19 protein-coding genes and 1 riboswitch are annotated in these 20,057 nt (G+C 73.7%); of the genes, 13 read left to right on the forward strand and 6 right to left on the reverse strand.

The genetic code is table 11. The features are described from left to right. Nucleotides 1–26: 26 nt before the first annotated feature. On the forward strand, nucleotides 27–539 hold the full coding sequence (locus CP973_RS06405; RefSeq protein ID WP_150238342.1) for a hypothetical protein: 513 nt from the start codon (nucleotides 27–29) through the stop codon (nucleotides 537–539). Then, complete coding sequence (locus CP973_RS06410) at nucleotides 539–1,852, forward strand: sensor histidine kinase (protein WP_150238344.1); 1,314 nt, start codon at nucleotides 539–541, stop codon at nucleotides 1,850–1,852. Before CP973_RS06405 ends, CP973_RS06410 begins: the two co-directional genes overlap by 1 nt. Before the next feature lie 258 nt (nucleotides 1,853–2,110). On the opposite strand, the gene bcp is transcribed toward CP973_RS06410, so the two are convergent. Then, nucleotides 2,111–2,578 (reverse strand): thioredoxin-dependent thiol peroxidase, encoded by a 468-nt coding sequence (gene bcp / locus CP973_RS06415; protein ID WP_150238346.1) that lies wholly within the window; start codon nucleotides 2,576–2,578, stop codon nucleotides 2,111–2,113. 198 nt (nucleotides 2,579–2,776) lie between these two features. Between bcp and CP973_RS06420 the strand changes: the two genes are divergently transcribed. The 3 genes from CP973_RS06420 to CP973_RS06430 all read left to right on the forward strand — a co-directional run bounded on the left by CP973_RS06420 (nucleotide 2,777) and on the right by CP973_RS06430 (nucleotide 4,081). Beyond that, the gene (locus tag CP973_RS06420) at nucleotides 2,777–3,097 is read left to right on the forward strand and encodes a DUF3618 domain-containing protein (RefSeq protein WP_003984880.1); all 321 of its coding nucleotides are present in this window, start codon (nucleotides 2,777–2,779) and stop codon (nucleotides 3,095–3,097) included. A 171-nt stretch (nucleotides 3,098–3,268) separates the two neighbouring features. Next, complete coding sequence (locus tag CP973_RS06425; protein WP_176564603.1) at nucleotides 3,269–3,571, forward strand: GroES family chaperonin; 303 nt, start codon at nucleotides 3,269–3,271, stop codon at nucleotides 3,569–3,571. A 90-nt stretch (nucleotides 3,572–3,661) separates the two neighbouring features. Next, nucleotides 3,662–3,727, forward strand: a riboswitch (guanidine-III (ykkC-III) riboswitch). A 33-nt stretch (nucleotides 3,728–3,760) separates the two neighbouring features. Further along, complete coding sequence (locus tag CP973_RS06430; RefSeq protein ID WP_003984882.1) at nucleotides 3,761–4,081, forward strand: DMT family transporter; 321 nt, start codon at nucleotides 3,761–3,763, stop codon at nucleotides 4,079–4,081. Between the two features lie 53 nt (nucleotides 4,082–4,134). On the opposite strand, the gene CP973_RS06435 is transcribed toward CP973_RS06430, so the two are convergent. Next, nucleotides 4,135–6,588 (reverse strand): transglycosylase domain-containing protein, encoded by a 2,454-nt coding sequence (locus tag CP973_RS06435; protein WP_150238349.1) that lies wholly within the window; start codon nucleotides 6,586–6,588, stop codon nucleotides 4,135–4,137. Nucleotides 6,589–6,881: 293 nt separating this feature from the next. Here CP973_RS06435 and CP973_RS06440 point away from each other — a divergent pair, with 293 nt between their 5' ends. From CP973_RS06440 to CP973_RS06455, 4 genes are all read left to right on the forward strand, one after another. Continuing rightward, the gene (locus CP973_RS06440) at nucleotides 6,882–7,679 is read left to right on the forward strand and encodes an ABC transporter permease (RefSeq protein ID WP_150238351.1); all 798 of its coding nucleotides are present in this window, start codon (nucleotides 6,882–6,884) and stop codon (nucleotides 7,677–7,679) included. A 97-nt stretch (nucleotides 7,680–7,776) separates the two neighbouring features. Then, nucleotides 7,777–8,541 carry an ABC transporter permease gene (locus tag CP973_RS06445; RefSeq protein ID WP_244409763.1) on the forward strand — a complete coding sequence of 255 codons (765 nt, stop codon included), beginning with the start codon at nucleotides 7,777–7,779 and terminating at the stop codon, nucleotides 8,539–8,541. Nucleotides 8,542–8,549: 8 nt separating this feature from the next. Beyond that, nucleotides 8,550–9,590, forward strand: coding sequence for an ABC transporter ATP-binding protein (locus tag CP973_RS06450; RefSeq protein ID WP_244409298.1), 1,041 nt, complete (start codon nucleotides 8,550–8,552; stop codon nucleotides 9,588–9,590). A gap of 17 nt (nucleotides 9,591–9,607) precedes the next feature. Next, nucleotides 9,608–10,333 carry a DUF1707 SHOCT-like domain-containing protein gene (locus tag CP973_RS06455; RefSeq protein ID WP_150238354.1) on the forward strand — a complete coding sequence of 242 codons (726 nt, stop codon included), beginning with the start codon at nucleotides 9,608–9,610 and terminating at the stop codon, nucleotides 10,331–10,333. A gap of 96 nt (nucleotides 10,334–10,429) precedes the next feature. Here the strand turns inward: CP973_RS06455 and CP973_RS06460 are convergent, their stop codons facing one another. Then, nucleotides 10,430–11,770, reverse strand: a complete 1,341-nt coding sequence (locus CP973_RS06460; RefSeq protein ID WP_150238355.1) for an SGNH/GDSL hydrolase family protein — start codon at nucleotides 11,768–11,770, stop codon at nucleotides 10,430–10,432. 267 nt (nucleotides 11,771–12,037) lie between these two features. On the opposite strand from CP973_RS06460, the gene CP973_RS06465 reads away from it, so the two are divergent. The 4 genes from CP973_RS06465 to CP973_RS06480 all read left to right on the forward strand — a co-directional run bounded on the left by CP973_RS06465 (nucleotide 12,038) and on the right by CP973_RS06480 (nucleotide 16,137). Beyond that, nucleotides 12,038–13,411, forward strand: a complete 1,374-nt coding sequence (locus tag CP973_RS06465; RefSeq protein WP_425281939.1) for a DUF445 domain-containing protein — start codon at nucleotides 12,038–12,040, stop codon at nucleotides 13,409–13,411. Between the two features lie 97 nt (nucleotides 13,412–13,508). After that, nucleotides 13,509–14,339, forward strand: coding sequence for a class E sortase (locus CP973_RS06470; protein ID WP_244409299.1), 831 nt, complete (start codon nucleotides 13,509–13,511; stop codon nucleotides 14,337–14,339). Nucleotides 14,340–14,350: 11 nt separating this feature from the next. Then, nucleotides 14,351–14,587, forward strand: coding sequence for a DUF3311 domain-containing protein (locus tag CP973_RS06475; RefSeq protein ID WP_208853138.1), 237 nt, complete (start codon nucleotides 14,351–14,353; stop codon nucleotides 14,585–14,587). Continuing rightward, nucleotides 14,584–16,137 (forward strand): sodium:solute symporter family protein, encoded by a 1,554-nt coding sequence (locus CP973_RS06480; protein WP_150238360.1) that lies wholly within the window; start codon nucleotides 14,584–14,586, stop codon nucleotides 16,135–16,137. The genes CP973_RS06475 and CP973_RS06480 overlap by 4 nt, the downstream gene beginning before the upstream one ends. On the opposite strand, the gene CP973_RS06485 is transcribed toward CP973_RS06480, so the two are convergent. The 3 genes from CP973_RS06485 to CP973_RS06495 all read right to left on the reverse strand — a co-directional run bounded on the left by CP973_RS06485 (nucleotide 16,115) and on the right by CP973_RS06495 (nucleotide 19,660). Next, on the reverse strand, nucleotides 16,115–17,206 hold the full coding sequence (locus CP973_RS06485; RefSeq protein ID WP_425281991.1) for an SCO0930 family lipoprotein: 1,092 nt from the start codon (nucleotides 17,204–17,206) through the stop codon (nucleotides 16,115–16,117). The genes CP973_RS06480 and CP973_RS06485 overlap by 23 nt on opposite strands. A 217-nt stretch (nucleotides 17,207–17,423) precedes the next feature. Continuing rightward, the gene (locus tag CP973_RS06490) at nucleotides 17,424–19,007 is read right to left on the reverse strand and encodes an NADH-quinone oxidoreductase subunit NuoF family protein (protein WP_150238362.1); all 1,584 of its coding nucleotides are present in this window, start codon (nucleotides 19,005–19,007) and stop codon (nucleotides 17,424–17,426) included. Beyond that, a complete protein-coding gene (locus CP973_RS06495; RefSeq protein WP_150238364.1) occupies nucleotides 19,004–19,660 on the reverse strand; it encodes a hypothetical protein in 657 nt (218 codons plus the stop codon). The genes CP973_RS06490 and CP973_RS06495 overlap by 4 nt, the downstream gene beginning before the upstream one ends. Nucleotides 19,661–20,057: the final 397 nt, after the last annotated feature.

A 20,057-nucleotide genomic window follows, 5' to 3' on the forward strand; every position in this document is an offset into this window, starting at 1 on the left:
GGCCGCTGCCCCGGAAGGAGAAGTTCATGACCGACCGCGACCGCGAAGGCGCCCGCCGGTTCAGCGGGCGCACCGCCCTGGCGACCTTCGCCGCGGTCACCGCCCTGGCGGCGGCCGGTGTGTGGTTCAGCCAGGCGGCGGACCGCGCGTCGGCGGTGGACGCGGCGCCGAAGACGTCCGCGGTGCGTGACGTGAAGGGCTCGGCGAAGGCGACCGGCGGGCTGCCGGGGGTGCGCGACTGCGGGTTCGGCGAGCCGGAGATCAAGCCGAAGGTCATCACGCTGACGTGCGCGGACGCCGCCATGGTGGCGACCGGCATCACCTGGGAGCGGTACGGCGCCGCGGAGGCCGAGGGCAAGGGCGTGGTGCAGGTCGAGAAGGCCGCCGCCGGGGCGGGCACGGACGCCGGGTTCCCGGCGACGTTCCGGCTGTACGGGGCGAAGACGGTGGACGGCGCGCGGGCGTTCACGGGGCTGGAGGTCACCTACGAGGGCTCGACGCCGCTCGGTGACTCGACGGAGATGTACAACCTCGCGTGATGGGCATCCGAGGCCGGATCGCCCTGGCCATTTCGTGTGTGACGGCGCTGGCGGTGGTGGTGCTGGGGTTCGCGGTGCACCACATCGCGGACGCGGAGCGGGAGCGGGCGGCGCGCTCCTATCAGGACGACCGGCTCAGCTCGGCGCTGCAGATCTACGAGCGGGACGGCACGCTGGCGCTGGGCGCCCAGCTGGACGACGCGACGCTGCCGGCTCCGCTGCGCGCCGCGGTCCTCGACGGCAAGTCCGGTACGTACCGGAGCCAGGGCGAGGACCCGCGGGTGTGGGCGGCCACCGGTGTGGGCGGCGGGGTCGCCGACGGCGGTTCCGGGACCGGCGCGCTGCCGCGGACGCTGTCGGTGTCGGCGGCGTTCCCGGACAACGACCCGGCCCAGGAGGCGCTGGACCGGGCGCTGCTGATCGCGGGCATCGGCACGGTGGTGCTGATGGCCGGTGTGTCGTGGTTCGTCTCGCAGCGGCTGTCCCGGCGGCTGCGGCTCAGTGCCGCGGCGGCGCGCCGGATCGCGGCGGGCGAGCCGCCGGACGCCGAGGCGCTGGCCGCGTCCGGCCGGGACGAGGTGGCCGAGCTGGGCCGTTCGGTGCATCACATGGCGACGTCGCTGGCGGCGCGGGTGGAGGCGGAGCGCAAGTTCACCGCGGACGTGGCGCATGAACTGCGTACGCCGGTGGCCGGGCTGGTCGCGGCGGCCGAGCTGCTGCCGCACGAGCGCGCCGTCGAGCTGGTACGGGACCGGGCGCAGACCATGCGGAACCTGGTCGAGGACCTGCTGGAGGTGTCCCGGCTGGACGCGGGCGTGGAGTCGGCGCAGCTGGACGCGGTGGACCTGCCGTCGCTGGTGCGCGGGATCGTGGGCCGGGCGGAGCGGGTGCGCGGCATCGAGGGGGTCGAGGTCGTCGTGGCGGGTCCGGCGCGGGTGGTGGAGACCGACCGGCGCCGGGTGGAACGGGTGCTGGTGAACCTGCTGGCCAACGCGGTCAAGCACGGCAGGCCGCCGGTGGAGGTACGGGTCGACGGCACGCGGATCGTCGTGCGCGACCACGGGCCGGGCTACCCGCCGGAGCTGTGCGCGGAGGGGCCGCGCCGCTTCCGTACGGCGGCACCCGAACGCGGTACCGGTCACGGCCTGGGGCTGACGATCGCGGCCGGCCAGGCGGAGGTGCTGGGCGGCCGGCTGCTCTTCGGCGCGGCCGAGGGCGGCGGGGCGGAAGCGGTACTGGAGCTGCCGGAGCCGGCCGGAACGGAAGCCGCGCCCGAGCCGGTGGGGGAGCGGGGAGCGGTGGCGGCCCCGTAGGGCGAGGGTTTTCCGGCGGCCGGGCGCCGCGCCGGGCGGTAGCCGTGGGCCGGGCGGTCGCCGCAGGCCGGGCGGTCGCCGCGGGCCGACGGGCGCCCTCAGCACCCGTCTCGCGCCCCCGGCAATCAGCCCCCGGTCCGGAAGCACCCGGCCCCCGGTCCGGAAGCACCCGGCCTCCGGTCCGGAAGCACCCGGCCTCCGGTCCGGAAGCACCCGGCCCCCGGACCGGAAGCACCCCCCATCCGGCCCAACGCCCCCTTAAAGCCCCAGATCCTTGATGATCTTGGCGACGTGGCCGGTGGCCTTCACGTTGTACAGCGCGCGCTCGACCTTGCCCTCCTCGTCGACGATCACGGTGGAGCGGATGACCCCGGTCACGACCTTGCCGTACAGCTTCTTCTCGCCGAAGGCGCCGTACGCCTCCAGGACCTTCTTCTCGGGGTCGCCGAGCAGCGTGACCGACAGCTCCTCCTTCTCGCGGAACTTCGCGAGCTTCTCCGGCTTGTCGGGGGAGATGCCGATGACGTCGTAGCCGTGGCCGGCCAGGAAGTCGAGGTTGTCGGTGAAGTCGCAGGCCTGCTTGGTGCAGCCGGGGGTCAGCGCGGCCGGGTAGAAGTACACGATGACCTTGCGGCCCTTGTGGTCGGCGAGCGAGACCTCCTTGCCGTCCGCGTCGGGGAGGGTGAAGGCGGGGGCGGTGTCGCCGGGCTGCAGTCGCTCGCTCATGGCTCTCCTTGGGGCGTGGGTGGGGCGGCACGCGGTGATCGCGTACGGGAACGGGTGCGCGAGCGGGTCGCGCTCCCGTTTTCGCTACATCCCGAGGTTACTGAGCCGCCCGAAAAGGGGGTGCTGTGGGGCGCCGGGGCCGGTGGGCTGACAGACTGTCCGCACGGAAGACGGATCGAGACGACCGGAGGCAGCGCGGTGTCGGAGGCCAGGACCCCTGCGCAGATCGAGAAGGACATCGTCCGCAGGCGGCAGGAGCTCGCCGTGACGCTGGACGAGATCGGCGTGCGGCTGCACCCGAAGACGATCATGGGGGACGCCAAGGCGAAGACGGCGGCGGCCGTGGACCGTACGGCGGGGCGGGCCTATGTGGCCGCCAACCGCGCGGTCTCGGACATCCGCGCCCAGCTCGTGTCGGAGGACGGTGCGCCCCGCCTGGAGCGGGTGGTGCCGCTGGCGATGATCGGTGTGGCCGTCGTCGGACTCCTGGTGGTGGGCTCGAAGCGCCGCCGCTCCTAGGGCTCCGGGCCCGTCGGCCCCGGGTTCCGGGCGCCGCCGTTCCCGGGGCTCTGGGTACCGCCGGTCCCCGGCCCGGCCCCGGTGCGTGCGCTGTCCGGTCCCGCGGGCAGGTACCGTCTTGCCGTGAGCCCGAATAACGCCAAGGACACCCACGACAAGCTGCCCATCCGGATGCTGCACGACCGGGTGCTGGTCCGTACCGACATCGCCGAGGGCGAGCGCCGTTCCAGCGGCGGCATCGTCATTCCGGCGACCGCGGCCGTCGGCCGCCGCCTGGCCTGGGCCGAGGTGGTCGCGGTGGGTCAGAACGTACGGACCGTGGAGCCCGGTGACCGGGTGCTGTACGACCCGGAGGACCGGGCCGAGGTCGAGGTGCGCGGCGTCGCGTACGTCCTGATGCGCGAGCGCGATCTGCACGCGGTGGCGGCGGAGCGCCTGGAGGGCGCCGAGGACGCGACGGGGCTGTACCTGTAGAGCCCGGAGCCGGAGCGGGCCGTACCCGTAGTGGTACGGCCGTACGGAGAACGGCGGGCGGTGACCAGCGTCACCGCCCGTTTTGTACGTCTTTTGCTAGGGTCGGAAGCATCCCGACGAGACGCGCCGTACCGGGTCACGACAAGACGACGCACCCCTGTAGAAGCTCGTTTCCACGGAGGTGCCGTCATGGCATGGATCCTGCTCGTCGTCGCCGGCCTGCTGGAGGTCGGCTGGTCGATCGGCATGAAGTTCACCGAGGGGTTCACCCGGCTGTGGCCCAGCGTCTTCACGGGCGCGGGCATCGTCGCCAGCATGCTGCTGCTCTCGTACGCCGCCCGGACGCTGCCGATCGGTACCGCGTACGGCGTATGGGTCGGTATCGGCGCGGCGGGCGCCGCGATCGTGGGCATGCTGGTGCTCGGCGAGCCCGCCACCGCCGCACGGATCTTCTTCATCTGTCTGCTGCTGGTGGCGGTGGTGGGCCTGAAGGCGACCTCGGGCCACTGAGGCCGGGGCGCGCCCGCGCCCCGCGCCCGCCCGCGCCCCCGTGCCCGCCCGCGTCACGTCCCCGGGAAGTTGTCCCAGCCCCCGAAATTCCCGCCGTACCCGGTCATGCTCCCGTCCCCGCCGACCCCGCCGCCGATCCCGCCCCGGCCGCCGCCGACGCCGCCCGGGCCGCCGACCGTCCCGCCGTCGATGCCGCCGGTGGGCGGTTCCACGGTGGGCCAGTCCTCGGTGGGGCCGGTCGTCGGCTCGTGGGTCGGGTACGTCGGGAAGCTGGGGCCGGGGGCCGTGGTGGGGCGGCTGGTCGGCGGTTCGCCGGTGGGGCCCGTCGGCGGGGCGCTGTCGGTCGGGGACGCGGCGCTGCTGCTCGACGACGCGCCGGACGCGCTCGGCTCCTGGGAGGGCGGCTGGTCCGCGCCCGCCTCCAGCTCCAGGTCGAAGTCCTTGACCGGCTTCCCCTTCAGGGCGTCGGCCGTGTACTGGGCCCAGATCTGGGCGGGGAAGCCGCCGCCGTTGATGCGGGGCAGGCCCGCGGCGCCGTACAGCGGCTTCTGCGCGCCGGTGTCCGGGTCCTGGCCCAGGACGGCGACGACGGTGGCCAGCTCGGGCGTGTAGCCCGCGAACCAGGCGGCCCGGTCCTCCTCCGCGGTGCCGGTCTTGCCGGCCGCGGGCCGCCCGGCGGCGCGGGCCTCGGCGCCGGTGCCGCCGGGGCTCTCGATGACGCTGCGCAGGATCGAGGTGGTGGTGTCCGCGGCGTTGCGCGGCACCGCGGTCTTCTCGCCGCGGTCCGGCAGCTCGACGGTCTCGCCGCCCTTGGTGGCCTTGCCGACGAGGCTGTACGCGCGCTGCTTGCCGTGGTTGGCGAGCGTCGCGTACACCTGCGTCATGTCCAGCACGCTGGGCGTTGCGGTGCCGAGCGAGATGGCGCCCTGGGAGGAGCCGAGGCTCGGCGTGTCCTTGGGGACGCCGAGGTCGATGGCGGTCTCCTTGACCTTCTTCGGGCCCACGTCCACGCCCATCTGCGCGTAGACGGCGTTGACGGACTTGTCGGTGGCGGTGGAGACGGTGATCGGGCCGTAGGAGCGGCCGTCCTCGTTCCCGGGGGCGAAGCCGGTGCCCCGGCCGTTGCTGACGGCCTCGCGCTTGTTGGTGCCGTCGTAGACGGTGTTCGGGGTGATCCGGCGGCCGTCCTGGGTGACCGACTCGTTGGCGACCGCCGACGCGAAGACGATCGGCTTGAAGATCGAGCCGACCTGGTAGTCGCGGCGGGTGGCGCTGTTGACGTACTGCTTGGCGTAGTCGATGCCGCCGTACATGGCGACGACGTTGCCGGTGGCGGGGTCGATGGAGGTGCCTCCGGCGCGTACGTACCGGTCCGCCCTGGAGTTGCCCAGCTCGTCCATCAGCCGCTCGTCCACCGCTTTGACCAGCGCGTCCTGCCGCTTCTTGTCGATGGTGGTGGTGATGCGGTAGCCGCCGGCGGCCAGCGTCCGGTCGTCGATGATGTCGTTCTTGGTCAGGTAGTCGCGGACCGCCTCGACGAGGTAGCCGCGCTGCCCGGACAGGCCGGTGGGCGGCTTGGCCTTGCCCGGCGCGGGGAACTTCAGCGTCGCCCGTTCGGACTCGCTGATCCACTTCTTCTTGACCATGCCGTCCAGGACGTAGTTCCAGCGGTCCAGGGCGCGCTGCCGGTTCTCCGGGTGGGCGGCGACGTCGTACGCGCTGGGCGCGTTGAGGAGGGTGGCGAGGTAGGCGCCCTCGGCGGTGGTGAGCTGGTCGGAGTTCTTGCTGTAGTACGCCTGCGCGGCGGCCTGGATGCCGTACGCGTTGCGGCCGTAGTAGCTGGAGTTGAGGTAGCCCTCCAGGATCTCGGACTTGCTGCGCTCGCGGTCCAGTTTGATCGCGATGAAGAACTCCTTGGCCTTGCGGGTGAGGGTCTGCTCCTGCCCGAGGTAGTAGTTCTTCACGTACTGCTGGGTGATGGTGGAACCGGACTGCTTGCCCTTGCCGGTGACGGTGTTCCAGGCGGCGCGCAGCATGGCGCCCGGGTCGACGGCGGACTCCGAGTAGAAGTCGCGGTCCTCGGCGGCCAGTACGGCTTCCTGGGTGGTCTTGGGTACTTGGCTGAGCGGGACGTTCTCGCGGTTGACCTTGCCGTCGCGGGCGATCTGGCTGCCGTCCGCGTAGAGGTAGACGTTGCTCTGCGCCTGCGCGGCCTGGTTGGCGGCGGGGATGGGGACGAGGACGTAACCGGCGATCAGGCCGCCCGCGATCAGCAGCAGGATGAGCAGGAAGCCGCCGAGCACCATCCGCCAGGTGGGGATGACGCGCCGCCAGCCCGTGCGCCTGGGGCGGGACTTGCCGCCTTTCCCGCCGGGTCCGGGACCGGGGCCGGCTCCGGGCCCCGCGCCCTCCGGGCCGTCGCCGCCGGCCGGGGGCACCTTGGAGCGCGCGGCCCACCTCGGAACGCGGGAGCCGGCCTTGCCGTCCTGCTGCGGATCGTCGCTCATGTCTGTAAGGACTCCTCGGCCGCCGCCGACGGTTGTGCCGCGACGGATCGGTGACGTGTCGGGCGAATCGCGCCCATAGCCGGAAAAGGAACTGTCGCCCGATACGAAACTCTCGCATCATGCCCTTCGGTCACGAGGGGCGGCGCGCACCTGTGACCGCTCCGTGACCGGCCGAATGGGGCGCCCGGCTCACCGGAACGGGTGAATAAATGCGTGGCCGGGTGCTCGCCGCCGGACTAGGCTCCGGTGCTCGCGCCGGACCGGCGCGCGGTCAGGTACGGGAGGCACGGGACGTGTTGTACGCCGCCGTCGCGGCCAGGAGCTTCCGGCGCTACGCCACCTACCGTATCGCCACCGCCTCAGGTGTATTCACCAACACCGTCTTCGGCTTCATCCTCGCCTACACCTACATCGCCCTGTGGACCGAACGCCCCCGTCTCGGCGGCTACGACCTGCCGCAGGCCCTGACCTTCGTCTGGACCGGCCAGGCGCTGCTGGCCGCCACCGGGCTGCTGATCGGCGGCGGCATGGACGAGCTCCAGGACCGCATCCGCAGCGGGGACATCGCCGTCGACCTGCACCGGCCCGCCGACCTCCAGCTGTGGTGGCTGGCCGCGGACCTCGGGCGGGCCGCCTTCCAGCTGATCGGCCGGGGCCTGGTGCCGATGGCGGTGGGCACCCTCGCCTTCCCGCACGCGCTGCCCGCCTCGCCGGTGACCTGGCTGCTGTTCCTGGTGTCGGTGGCGCTCGGTGTGGTCGTCGGCTTCGCGCTGCGCTACCTCGTGGCGCTGACGTCCTTCTGGCTGCTGGACGGCGCGGGCGTGTCCATGGTCGCCGGGCTGCTGTGCATGTTCTTCTCGGGCATGGTGCTGCCGCTGAACGTCTTCCCCGGCGGCTTCGGCGAGGCCGTACGGCTGCTGCCCTGGTCGTCGATGCTCCAGGTGCCCGCCGACGTCCTGCTCGGTGTGCACGACGGCGCCGATGCCGCGCGGGCGCTGGCCTTCCAGGCGGGGTGGGCGGCGGTGCTGCTCGCGGCCGGGCGGCTGGCGCAGTCCGTGGCGACGCGGAAGGTCGTGGTGCAGGGTGGCTGAGGAGCGGGGGCGCGCCGTGGCGGCCGTACGGGTACGGGCCGGGGCGGCGGCCGTACGGACGGGCGACGGGCTGCGGGCGTACCGGCTGATCGTGGCGATGTGGGTACGCTCCACGCTCGCCTACCGGGCGTCCTTCCTGCTGACCGCGCTCGGCAACTTCGCCGCCACCGCCCTGGACTTCCTGGCCATCTTGCTGATGTTCTCGCACATCACCGTCCTCGGCGGCTTCACGCTGCCCGAGGTGGCGTTCCTGTACGGCACGTCCGGCGCCGCCCTCGGCCTGGCGGACCTGGTGCTGGGCAGCATGGACCGGCTCGGCGCCCGGGTCCGCGACGGCACGACGGACGTCCTGCTGGTGCGCCCCGTACCGGTCTTCGCGCAGGTCGCGGCGGACCGCTTCGCGCTGCGCCGGCTCGGCCGGATCACCCAGGCGGCGCTGGTGCTGGGCTGGTCGCTGACCCGGGTGGAGGTGGCCTGGACGCCGGGCAAGGTGCTGCTGGTGCCGCTCATGCTGCTGTGCGGCGCGGTGATCTTCGCGGCGGTCTTCACCGTCGGCGCCGCGTTCCAGTTCGTCGCCCAGGACGCCGCCGAGGTCCAGAACTCGTTCACCTACGGCGGGACGACGATGCTCCAGTACCCGCCCACCGTCTTCGCCAAGGACCTGGTGCGCGGCGTCACCTTCGTCGTACCGCTCGCCTTCGTCAACTGGCTGCCCGCGCTGCGCCTGCTGGGCCGCGACGACCCGCTCGGGCTGCCGGGCTGGGTGGACTTCCTCGGGCCCGCGGTGGCGGCGCTGATGTGCGTACTGGCGTGGCTGGCCTGGCGGGCGGGCCTGCGCAACTACCGGAGCACGGGGAGCTGAGGGACGGCATGCGGGTCGGTACACAGGACGCGGCGCCGGGCGCCGGGCGCGGGGTGGAGCGGGACGGAGCGGAGCGCCGCGGGGAGGACGGCTTCATCGAACTGGACCGCGTCGAGAAGGTCTTCCACGTACGGCGCAAGGCGGGGCGGCTGCGGCGGGTGCGCGAAGAGGTGCGGGCCGTCGACGGCATCAGCTTCAGCGTGCCGCGCGGCGCGATGGTCGGCTACATCGGCCCGAACGGCGCGGGAAAGTCCACCACCGTCAAGATGCTCACCGGCATCCTGGTGCCCAGCGGCGGCCGGCTGCGGGTGGCGGGCATCGACCCCGCCCGCGAACGCACCCGGCTCGCGCGCCGCATCGGGGTGGTGTTCGGGCAGCGGACGACGCTGTGGTGGGACCTGCCGCTGCGGGACTCCTACGAGCTGGTGCGGCGGATGTACCGGGTTCCGGAGGCCGTCTACCGCCGCAACCTGGAGCGCTGCGTCGAACTGCTCGACCTCGGGCCGCTGTTGCCGGTGCCGGTGCGTCAGCTCTCGCTCGGCCAGCGGATGCGCGGCGACATCGCGGCGGCGCTGCTGCACGACCCGGAGGTGCTCTACCTCGACGAGCCGACCATCGGCCTGGACGTCATCAGCAAGGCGAAGGTCCGCGGCTTCCTGCGCGAGGTCAACGCGGAGCACGGCACGACCGTCCTGCTGACCACCCACGACCTCACCGACATCGAGCAGTTGTGCCGCCGGGTGATGGTCATCGACCACGGGCGGCTGGTGTACGACGGCGGCCTGGACGGGCTGCACGCGGTGGGGCGCAGCGAGCGGACCCTGGTGGTGGACCTGGAACGGGAACTGCCGCCGATCGAGGGCGTGCCCGGTGCCCGTACGGTCAAGGTGGAGGGCCCGCGGCAGTGGCTGGCCTTTCCGGCGGCGCAGAGCGCGGCGCCGGTCGTCTCGGCGGTGGCGGAGCGCTATCCGCTGGTGGACCTGTCGGTGCGGGAGCCGGACATCGAGGACGTCATCTCCCGGATGTACGCGGACAGGGCCGCGCCGTGAGGCATTAATCTGTCCGTATGACTGACGAACTCCCCGATCTGCGCGCTTCGGACGCCGACCGCGAGCGGGTCGCCGAGATCCTGCGCGAGGCCCTCGCCGAAGGGCGCCTGGAGATGGCGGAGTTCGACGAGCGGCTGACCGCGGCGTACCAGGCGCGCACGGTCGGCGCGCTGAAGCCGCTGGTCGCGGACCTGCCGCAGCCGCACGACGACCGGGCGGCGATCGCGCGCCCCGGCACGTCCGGGGTCCTTCCCTGGCGGGAGCGGATCGGCGGCGAGCCGAGTTCCCGCAAGGCCTTCGCCTTCTGGAGCGGCTTCTCGCGCAAGGGGCGCTGGACGGTGCCCCGGGTCTTCACCGCCGGGGTGTTCCAGGCAGGTGGCGAGATCGACCTGCGGGACGCCAACTTCGAGGCCGGCGAGGTCACGGTGCGCTGCTTCGCGCTGATGGGCGGCATCGAGGTCGTGGTGCCGCCGGGCGTCGAGGTGCAGGTGACGGGCTGGGGCTTCATGGGCGGCTTCGACAACGGCGACGGCGAGCCGGGGGAGCCGGGCGCACCGCGGGTGAAGATCACGGGGTTCGCGATGATGGCCGGCGTCGGGGTCCGGCGCAAGATGTCCAAGAAGGAGAAGGAGCGGCTGAGGCTGGAGCGCGAGCGGGAGCGTGAACGCCGGGCGGACTCGGCGCTCCCGCGGGAGCCGTACCGGCGCGAGGTGCCGGGCCGGCTGCGCAAGGAACTGGACTGAGGGCGGACGGCTCACGACGCTGCGGGGCGGCGGGCGGCTTACGGGGTCGCGGATGCCCGCGGATGGTCCACGGCGCCTCCGGTTCCGGCGGACGGCTCACGGCGCCCCCGGTTCCCGTCCCTTCGGCTGTCCCCTGAGCTGCCGCACGTCCACCGCCGCGGCCATCGCCCGGTAGCCCGCGTCGCTCGGGTGCAGGTGGTCGCCCGAGTCGTAGGCGGGCCGCAGCCGCAGCGGGTCCCCCGGGTCGCGGAGTGCCTTGTCGAAGTCCACGTACCGCTCGTAGACCTCCCCGGCGCGGATCTTCGCGTTGAGCGCCTGCCGTACGGAGTCGAGCCGCGCCTGATGGCCGCGGTGTCCGCCGAACGGGGTGAGGGTGCTGCCGATGACCTGGATGCCGCGCGCCCGCGCTCGGCGCTCGATCTGCCGCATGCCGTCGGCCAGTTCCTCCGGGTCGAGCCGGCGCGGTGACTTGAACAGGTCGTTGAGGCCGATCTCCACGATCACCGACCGCGCTCCCGCGCGGGAGAGCACATCACGCTCCAGCCGCGACAGCACGCTCGGCCCGGCACTGACCGACCAGCGGCTGCCGTCGGTCAGCAGGCGGTTGCCGCTGATGCCCTGGTTGAGGACGCCGTAACGGGGCGCGCCCGGCTCGGTGCGCAGCCGGGCCGCGAGGAAGTCCGGCCAGCGGTGGTTGGCGTCCGGGGTGGAGGTGTTGCCGTCGGTGATCGAGTCGCCGATGGCGACGACGGTGCCGTCGGTGTGCGGGCCGCGCACGTCCACGCCGGTCAGATAGCGCCAGGAGGTGACCTTCTTCGTATAGGCGCCGCCGGTGGGGTCCGCGGCCCGGTCGCCGGGCGCCAGGTAGGAGGTCTGGCGGGCGTGCGGGTGGAAGGTGACGGGGCCGGAGGGGGCGGGGGAGTAGGTGGTGACCAGCAGGTCGGCGGCGGGCGGCACGGTCAGCCGGACCGGGTCGCTGGTGACCGCGCCGCCCGCCGGGACGGTCACGCCGGGCCGCCCCGAGAAGGTCAGGCGGCGCAGGCTGCCGGGCGCGGCGGCCGGGGTGCCCGGCCCGGCGGCGCGGGCGAGGGAGGCGTGGCCGATGGTCAGCGGGCGGGTGCCGAAGAGGTTGGAGAGGTGGATACGGGCGCTGGTGCCGCCGATGCTGGTGTGCACCACGTTGCGGATGGACGTCCCCGCGTAGCCGTCGTGGTTGCCGGGCTCGACGGCCGCGGCGGCGGCCGACCACGTACCGGCCCACCGGTCGGCGGCGGGCCCCGGTCTGCCGTCCTCGGAAGCCCCCTCGCCGTCGCCGCCCGGGACGAACAGGACCACGGCGGTGATGAGCGCGACCAGCACCGCCAGCCCGGCGGTCAGGGCACGGACCCTTCTGGCGGACAGGCGCCCGCTGAGGGACGAGCCCCCTCTGGTGGACATGCGGCACGGTCTCCTGGAGGACGCGGAACGGGGTGCTCCGGGCGGGTACAGGGCAGCGTGTATCGGCGGCGTGGTCCGGCCGCCCTTCATGCTGCCACGCGGGCACGCCGGTCCGCCCGGCGGCCCGGACCCCGGCGGGCCGGACGCGGGAACTCGTGGTGCGCGGCCGGAGTAGGACACAGTTGAACGCACGTACCGGCACGGAGCGGGGCACCCGCCGATACGTACGGTCCGATCGGGTGCGAGCGGATGGAACGGATGGAACGGATGAAGACGGACGTGATTCCCGGCGCGGATACGGCCGCGGGAGCGGGCGGGACACCGTCCGGCGGCGCGCACGCGGGCGGCGGCCGGGTCCGCGGCCCGGTACCGCCCGGCGGCTTCCCGTACAGCCCCGCCGACGAGGCGAAACGGCGCGGCGTGCGGCGCATGAAGACCCTGGCGACCTGTCTGCTGGTCGGCGTCGCCCTGGTCTACGCCCTCGCCACCTGGGCGAAGGCCGCCGGGGCGGGCGGCTGGGCGGGCTATGTGGCGGCGGCGGCCGAGGCCGGCATGGTCGGCGCGCTGGCCGACTGGTTCGCGGTGACCGCCCTGTTCAAGCGCCCGCTGGGGCTGCCCATCCCGCACACCGCGATCATCCCGACGAAGAAGGACCAGCTGGGCGTGAGCCTCGGCGACTTCGTCGGCGAGAACTTCCTGTCCGGCGAGGTGGTGCGGCAGCGGCTGCGCAAGGTCGGCATCGGCCGCCGGCTGGGCGCCTGGCTCGCCGAGCCGAAGAACGCCGACCGGGTGACGGCGGAGCTGTCCACCGCACTGCGCGGCGCGCTGACCGTGCTGCGCGACTCCGATGTGCAGGCGGTGGTCGGCGAGGCGATCACCCGGCGCGCCGACGCGCAGGAGGTGGCGCCGGGCCTGGGCAAGATGCTGGAGAAGGTCGTCGCGGACGGCGGCCACCGGCGGGTGGTGGACCTGGTCTGCGTACGGGCCCACGACTGGCTGGCCGCGCACAGCGACTCGGTGATGACGGCGGTCTCCGGCGGCGCGCCCGGCTGGACGCCGCGCTTCGTGGACCGCAAGGTGGGCGAGCGGGTCTACAAGGAGCTGATGCGGTTCGTCACCGAGATGCGGGACATGCCCGAGCACCCGGCGCGCGGCGCGGTGGACCGTTTCCTCAGGGATTTCGCGAGCGACCTCCAGTCCGACACCGACACCCGTGAGCGGGTCGAGCGCCTGAAGTCGGAGGTGCTGGGGCGCGGTGAGGTGCAGGACCTGATCGCCTCGGCGTGGAGCTCGGTCCGCACCATGATCGTGGCGGCGGCGGAGGACGAGAACAGCGAGCTGCGGCAGCGCACCCGGGCGGCGCTGCTGTCGCTGGGGCAGCGGATGGCCGGGGACGGGCGGATCCAGGGCAAGGTGGACCGCTGGCTGGAGGGCGCCGCGGTACACGTCGTGACGACCTACCGCGACGAGATCACCTCCCTGATCACCGACACCGTGGCGAGCTGGGACGCCGAGCACACCTCGAAGAAGATCGAGGCGCACATCGGGCGCGACCTCCAGTTCATCCGGATCAACGGCACGGTCGTCGGCGCGCTCGCCGGGCTGTGCATCTACACGGTGTCGCGGCTGCTGGGCGGATAGCGCGCGGGGCGTTCGCGGGAACGCGGGGCGCGGGCACCGGGGCAGAGCGCGGGCGCCGCCTCTGGAAGTCTCCCGCCGCAGGCCCTACCGTGCCCGCGTGCGCGAGCGGATACCGGTGGTGGTGCAGGGACAGCGACGGCGACGGCCGCCCGCCGTACGGGTGCTGTGGGCGGGCGCGGAGCTGGCGGTGACGTTCGGCGTGCTCGTGCTGCTGCTGGTCGTACACCAGCTGTACTGGACCAACCGGCAGGCACAGGCGAGCGCCCGCGACCAGGTCTCCCGGCTGGAGCGGCAGTGGGACGCCCGGCGCGCGCCGTCCGCCGCACCGCGGCCCGGCACCGTCGCCCCGGAACCGCAGCCGTCCACGGAGCCGGAACCGGAATCGACACCGCACCCGGAACCGGAGCGGCACGGCGTCCGCATGAGCCAGGAATTCCGCAGCACCCTGGAACAGGCCCCGCCGCCGCGCCCCCGCCCGGACGCCGCGTACGCGGTCCTGCGCATCCCGCGCCTGGGCCTGACCGTCCCCGTCGCCGAGGGCACCAGCAGGACCGCCGTCCTGAACAAGGGCTACGCGGGCCACTACGCGCACACCGCCCAGCCCGGCGAGCAGGGCAACTTCGCGCTGGCCGGGCACCGCAACACGCACGGCGAACCGTTCCGCCGCCTCGACCGGCTGCGGCCCGGCGACACGGTCGAGGTGGTCACCGCGGCCGTCCGCTACACGTACGCGGTCGACCGGACCCTGCCGCGCACCACGCCCTCCGACGGCACGGTCACCGCGCCCGTCCCGTACAGCACTGCCCGTCCGGGGTACCGCTACACCGAACCGGGCGCCTACCTGACGCTGACGACCTGTACGCCGGAGTACTCCTCGGCGTACCGGCTGGTGGTGTGGGGCCGTCTGACGGGCGCGCTGCCCCGATAGGCTCTCCGGCTGTGCTGAAACGTCCCACGCTGCTGTGGCTCCTGGTCCCCCACGTGCTCTACCTCGGCGCGCTGCCGCTGGTGAACCGCGTGACGCCGACCGTCCTCGGGCTGCCCTTCCTCGTCTTCTGGATGCTGCTCGCGACCCTGCTGACGCCCGCCGCGGTGTGGCTGGCCTGGCGCGGCGACCGGAAGCGGGCCGCGCGACGGGCGGCCGGGGCACCGGCCGGAGAGCGGGGCACGGCGTGAACGCGACGATCGCCACCTCCATCTTCGCCGCGTTCATGGTGCTGACGCTGGCCCTGGGCCTGCTGGCGGTGCGCGGCGGCGGACGCGGCAAGGGCAGGGGCGGGCTGGCCGAGTGGTCGGTGGGCGGCCGCAGCCTCGGCACGGTCTTCATCTGGGTGCTGATGGCGGGCGAGAGCTACACCAGCTTCAGCTATCTGGGCGCGGCGGGCTGGGGCTACAACTTCGGCGCCCCGGTCCTCTACGTCCTGGCGTACATGTCCTGCGGCTACGCGATCGGCTTCGTGGTCGGCCCGATGCTCTGGTCGTACGCGCGCCGGCACGGCCTGGTCGGCATCACCGACCTGGTGGCGCACCGCTACGGGCGGCGCTGGCTGGGCACGGCGGTGGCGATCCTCGCGACGGTCTGCCTGCTGCCGTACATCCAGCTCCAGATCACCGGCATGGGCGTGGTCGTGACGACCATCTCCTACGGCGCGATCAGCCTGAACTGGGCGTACTTCATCGGCTTCGCGGTCACCACGCTCTTCGTCGTGGTCAGCGGGCTGCGCGGCAGCGCGTGGGTGTCGGTCCTCAAGGACGTCCTGGTCATCGCGACCCTCGCCTTCCTCGCCGTCTACGTACCGCAGCACTACTTCGGCGGGTACGGGCCGTTCCTGGACCGGATCGTCGCCGAGAAGCCGCAGTGGCTGACCTTCCCCGGCCACGCGTCCGGCGGCCTGGACCAGGGCTGGTTCATCACCACCTCCCTCCTCAACTCCCTCACCGTCGTCATCTTCCCGACGACCGTCGCGGGCTACCTGGGCGCGCGCAGCGCCGACGCCCTGCGGCGCAACGCGGTGCTGCTGCCGTTCTACAACGTGCTGCTGTTCGTGCCGATGCTGCTGGGCATGGCGGCCCTGTTCGTGGTGCCGGGGCTGACCGGCGCGGACTCCAATCTGGCGCTGTTCAAGCTGGTGGTGGACTCGCTGCCGGCCTGGCTGGTGGGCGTGACCGGTGTCGCGGCGGCGCTCTCCTCCATCGTGCCGATGGCCGTGTTCATGCTGGTCATCGGCACGATGTGGGGGAGGAGCGTGCTGGGCGCGGTGCCCCGGCTGGCGAACCGCCAGAAGCTGTGGTCGCAGGTGGTGGTCGTGGTGGCGGGAGCGCTGGCGCTGCTGCTGACGTACACCGCGCCGAACACCCTGGTGCGGCTCTCGCTGATCTCGTACGAGGGAATGGCGCAGCTGGTCCCGATGATTCTGCTGGGGCTGGTGTGGCGGCGGCTGACGCTGTACGGGGCGGTCGCCGGACTGGCCGTGGGCCTTGTGGTGGTCTGCGGACTGGTCTTCACCGAGCACGACCCGGTGGGCGGCATGAACGCGGGGATCGTGGCGCTGGCGGTGAACCTGGTGGTGGCGCTCGCGGTGACCTGGCTGGGGCCGCGGCCCGTGGACGACCGGCCGGACGCCGAGGTGCTGGCGTCGGACCTGGATACGGGGGACGACGGCCCGGGTGCGGACGGCACGCCGGGGGACGGCGCGGCGGAGGTCAGCCCGTCGCCGGCGAGGTGATCTTCTTGCCCTCCGGGGAGACGGCGAACCAGGTGCCCATCTTCCCCTGCCCCTTGACGTCCCCGGGCTGCTTGTCGCCGCTGAAGGTGTAGACCGGCCAGCAGTCGACGGCCAGCTGCTTGGTGCCGTCGGGGCGGGTGACGGTGCTGATCAGCTTGGCGGGGACGCCCTCCAGCTTGCTCTTGTCGGCGGGCGCGACGGGTTTCCACGTGTCCAGGCAGGCGCCGTTGCACCCGAACCTCATCGGCCAGGCGCTGTCCTTGTTGAAGCGGTAGACCGTCCGGCCCTCCTTGTCGACGAGCAGTTTGCCCAGCTCGGGCTGGTCGAAGACGGAGACATCGGCGGCGGGCCCGGCGGTGGCCTTCTTGCCGTCGGGCGCGAACGCGTTCCAGGTGCCGCCGACGCCGTGGCCCTTGGTGTCGCCGGGGGCGGTGTCCTTGGCGTAGCGGTACGCCGGCCAGCCGTTGATCGTGAGCTGCTTGCTGCCGTCGGCGCGGGTGACCGAGCCGAGGGCGCTCGCGGCCATGCCGGAGGCGGCGGCGGTGTCGTCGGCGGGTACCGGGGGCCAGGTGGTCGCGCAGGCGCCGGAGCAGGCGGAGTTGGGCGGCTTGGCGGTGTCCTTGTCGAAGCGGTAGAGGGTCATGCCCTTGCTGTCGGTGACGACCGGGCCCAGCTCGGGGGACTGGCGCAGGGCGAGGGTCCCGGCGGGGGCGCCCTGGGCGGCGGGCCGGCTGCTGCCATCGGACGAGCCGTAGCCGTCGCCGCCGGCCTGGCTCTTGTCCGCGCCGGAACCGCTGCCGCCGGAGCCGTAGCCGTATCCGGAGGAACCGCCGCTGGTCGACTGGACCTTGTCGTTGGCCACCGGCGCGGCGTTGGTGCCGCCGCCGGAGCCGCAGGCGGCGGTGAGCGCCATGACGGCGGCGGCCGTCACGGCGAGCGCGGCGTGCCGCCGCTGGGTGTCGGGGCGGCGGACAGGGTGCAGGGAGCGGACGGGGCGCAGGGTGCGGACGGGGCGCAGGGTGCGGACGGGGTGCGGGGTGGCCGCGCCGGTGGGTGCTTGCTGGTGCACGGGGGTCTCCTTCGAGGTACGCATGAGGGTCTCCTTCGAGGTGCGCACGGGGCCTCCTTCGAGGTACGGGGGTGTGCTGTCTGCGGGGTACGAGGGGTGGGAGGACGGTGTTCAGGCGGGGCGGAAGTTGTCATCGGAGGACAGTCGGGGAACAGTCGGGGAACAGTCGGAGGACAGAAACCGCGCCGAAGTGGTGCCTGTCGCGCTCCCGTTCCGGTCATCCGGCGCCTTGGATGCGCAGCGCCAGCGCCGGGCAGCGGCGCACCGCGAGCTGCGCGCGGCGGCGCATCCGGGCGGGCAGCGGCATGGTGGCGCGCTCCGGGTAGCCGTCGGCGCCTAGCCGGACCATGCCGGGTACGAGGTCGGCGCACAGGCCGTGGCCCTGGCACAGCGTCCAGTCCACGAGCAGCCGCTGATCGGGCGCGGGGGACCGGGGCGCCGGGGACCGGGGAGCGGGCGTCGCCGCGTGGCCACCGGCGTGCCGCCCACCGCCGGTTCCGGGCGGGCCACCGCCGTCCGCCTCCTCGCCGGTCACCGGCAGTACGCCGAGCACCGGACGGCCGCACCCGGCACCGCGCGCGTGCCCGGCGAACTCCTCGGGGAAGGCGGCCAGTGCCGAGGCGACGAAGCGGGCGGTGCCGTCGGGATGGCTGCACGCACCGCGCCGTTCCACGGCCCGCATCCGGGCCCGTACGGCATCCAGCGCGCGCTGTCCGCCGCCGCTCACCGCCTGGCCAAGAGCATCGGCAAGCGCGGGCAGGCCCAGCACGCAAGGCCCGCACTGCCCGGCGGACTCGGCCGCCATCCAGCGCGCGACCCGTACGGTCTCGCCCGCCGGGCAGGTCACCTCCGGCAGCGGCAGAACCGCGCCCGCCCCGAGCACCGCGCCGTATGCGGCCAGGGCCTCGCGGGTGAGGACGGCTGTGGCGGCGGCGGACGGCGGCAGCCAGGTGCCGTGGTAGCCGCCGATGAGCACGCCCCGGCCGGGGGAGAGCCCGCACAGGGCCAGTACGCGGGCGAGCGGCACCCCGGTCGGCGCTTCCACGACCCGCTCCCCGGCCACGGTCAGCAGGACGGTGCCGGGCTCGGCGGGGTCGCCGGTGTTGCGGTAACCGAGGGCGCCGAGCCGGGCGGCGACGGCGAGCTGGGCGTACGTCTCGGTGTTGGACAGCAGGGTCGGCAGGCCGTTCAGGCCGCGCTCGCTGGAGCGGACCTTGCGGCCCGAGGGCAGGCCGGGGCCCCGGCTGAGGCCGTCGGTGAGCGCGGTGCCCTCGCCGGTGACGAAGCGTTCCGTCAGCAGCTGTGCCCGCACCGGCGTGGACAGCGGACCGCGTTCGGCGATCGCCCGGCGCACCGAGCGGGCCACGTCCGCGCGCGTCACCCCGACCGCGACCTCCTCGGCGCCGAGCGCCCGCGCGGCCAGCAGCGCCCCGTCCAGCACCAGATGCGGCGCGTACAGCAGCAGCGCCGTGTCCTTGAGGCAACCGGGCTCGCCCTCACTCCCGTTGACGACCACGGCGGCACGCCCGTCCGCGCGCCGCCGCGCCTCCAGTACGGCGCTCAGCTTGCGCGCGAAAGGGAAGCCCGCGCCGCCGCGGCCGCGCAGACCGGTGTCCTCGGCCAGCGCCACCAGTTCGCTCGCGGACAGGTCGGGCGGGCTGCCGTGCCGGGCCAGGTGCGCGACCCGGTCCAGCCGTTCCGTCCCGTCCAGCCCGGCCAGCAACCGGGGCGGCCCGAGCGTGGCGAGCGTCGGTACGGCGGGTGTGCGTCCTGCGGCGGGCAGCACATGGCGGTACGTCATGACCGGCCGCCCGGTGCCTGGGCCTGCCGCGACATCCGCACCCGCGACATCCGCACCCGCAACACGAGCACCACCGCGACGCCCGCCACACACAGCAGGTAGGCAGCCGTCGCCCAATCAGCCGCCGGTCGGCCCGACTTCAGCCCGTGCACCAGCGCCGCGCACCACGCCGCGTACGCGCCCATGTGCAGCAGCCGCCACCACCGCGACCCGCGCCGCGAGGTGAACGCGCCGCGCACCGCGCCCGTCACCGCCGCCGCGAGGAACAGGTAGCCCGCCAGTGTGCCGAGGCCGATGAGCAGCGGGCGGCCGCCGTCGGCGAACGGCACCGCGGCGGCAGCGCCGCTGGTCCGGCCGCGGGCGACCTTCACCCCGATGTGCAGGGCGAGGAAGCCGAGTCCCGCGACACCGGTGCCGCGGTGCACGGCCTGGGCGACCAGCCGGTGGCCGGAGTGCAGCAGCATCCGGTCGGTGGCGGCCAGGCCCCACAGCACGGTGCCGGTCAGCGAGACCAGCGCGAGCACGCCGGCGCCGAAGTCCAGGAAGTCCAGGGCGCGTCGGGGCGCGCCGGCACGGGTGGCCACGGCCAGGAAGAGGAGCACGACGGCCGGCAGCGCCGGGCGCAGAACGGTCCGCAGACGGGAAGCGGGCATCGGGCCTCCTTGAGGAGGGGCAGCATGAGGAGGGGAAGGAGAGGGGGAGGGGGAAGGGAAGGGGAAGCGCGGAATGCGGCCGGGGGCGGTGAGGTGCCGCGTGCGCCGCTCAGGCCGTGACCGGTCCACGCCTGCGCGATTCACCGCGGAATTCGCCATGGTTTTCCGTTTCCGTGACCGGGTCCCGCCGGGTGCGCAAAGGCGGGTACCGAACGGCGGTGATCGGGGTGTGCAGCAGCATCACGGAAGGCCGCCGGGGCGTCCTGCGGTTTATCGCGCTGTGACAAATTCCTGCACCGGCATCGAAGTTACGGCGGGTAACTCCGGATGGTGCCCCTCCAAGCAGGACCACCGCCCGGAGCGCGTCCGCACCGTGCCGCCGGGCAGCAGGGCCGCA

It is taken from the genome of Streptomyces albofaciens JCM 4342 (genome assembly GCF_008634025.1).
Classification (GTDB): domain Bacteria; phylum Actinomycetota; class Actinomycetes; order Streptomycetales; family Streptomycetaceae; genus Streptomyces; species Streptomyces albofaciens.

Excerpts from the sequence above, each read along its gene's own strand:
- CP973_RS06465 (WP_425281939.1), top strand. The coding sequence starts at position 12,038 with ATGAAGACGGACGTGATTCCCGGCGCGGATACGGCCGCGGGAGCGGGC.
- bcp (WP_150238346.1), bottom strand. The coding sequence starts at position 2,578 with ATGAGCGAGCGACTGCAGCCCGGCGACACCGCCCCCGCCTTCACCCTC.
- CP973_RS06435 (WP_150238349.1), bottom strand. The coding sequence starts at position 6,588 with ATGAGCGACGATCCGCAGCAGGACGGCAAGGCCGGCTCCCGCGTTCCG.
- CP973_RS06430 (WP_003984882.1), top strand. The coding sequence starts at position 3,761 with ATGGCATGGATCCTGCTCGTCGTCGCCGGCCTGCTGGAGGTCGGCTGG.
- CP973_RS06455 (WP_150238354.1), top strand. The coding sequence starts at position 9,608 with ATGACTGACGAACTCCCCGATCTGCGCGCTTCGGACGCCGACCGCGAG.
- CP973_RS06410 (WP_150238344.1), top strand. The coding sequence starts at position 539 with ATGGGCATCCGAGGCCGGATCGCCCTGGCCATTTCGTGTGTGACGGCG.
- CP973_RS06405 (WP_150238342.1), top strand. The coding sequence starts at position 27 with ATGACCGACCGCGACCGCGAAGGCGCCCGCCGGTTCAGCGGGCGCACC.
- CP973_RS06445 (WP_244409763.1), top strand. The coding sequence starts at position 7,777 with ATGTGGGTACGCTCCACGCTCGCCTACCGGGCGTCCTTCCTGCTGACC.
- CP973_RS06490 (WP_150238362.1), bottom strand. The coding sequence starts at position 19,007 with ATGACGTACCGCCATGTGCTGCCCGCCGCAGGACGCACACCCGCCGTA.
- CP973_RS06460 (WP_150238355.1), bottom strand. The coding sequence starts at position 11,770 with ATGTCCACCAGAGGGGGCTCGTCCCTCAGCGGGCGCCTGTCCGCCAGA.
- CP973_RS06495 (WP_150238364.1), bottom strand. The coding sequence starts at position 19,660 with ATGCCCGCTTCCCGTCTGCGGACCGTTCTGCGCCCGGCGCTGCCGGCC.
- CP973_RS06425 (WP_176564603.1), top strand. The coding sequence starts at position 3,269 with ATGCTGCACGACCGGGTGCTGGTCCGTACCGACATCGCCGAGGGCGAG.
- CP973_RS06450 (WP_244409298.1), top strand. The coding sequence starts at position 8,550 with ATGCGGGTCGGTACACAGGACGCGGCGCCGGGCGCCGGGCGCGGGGTG.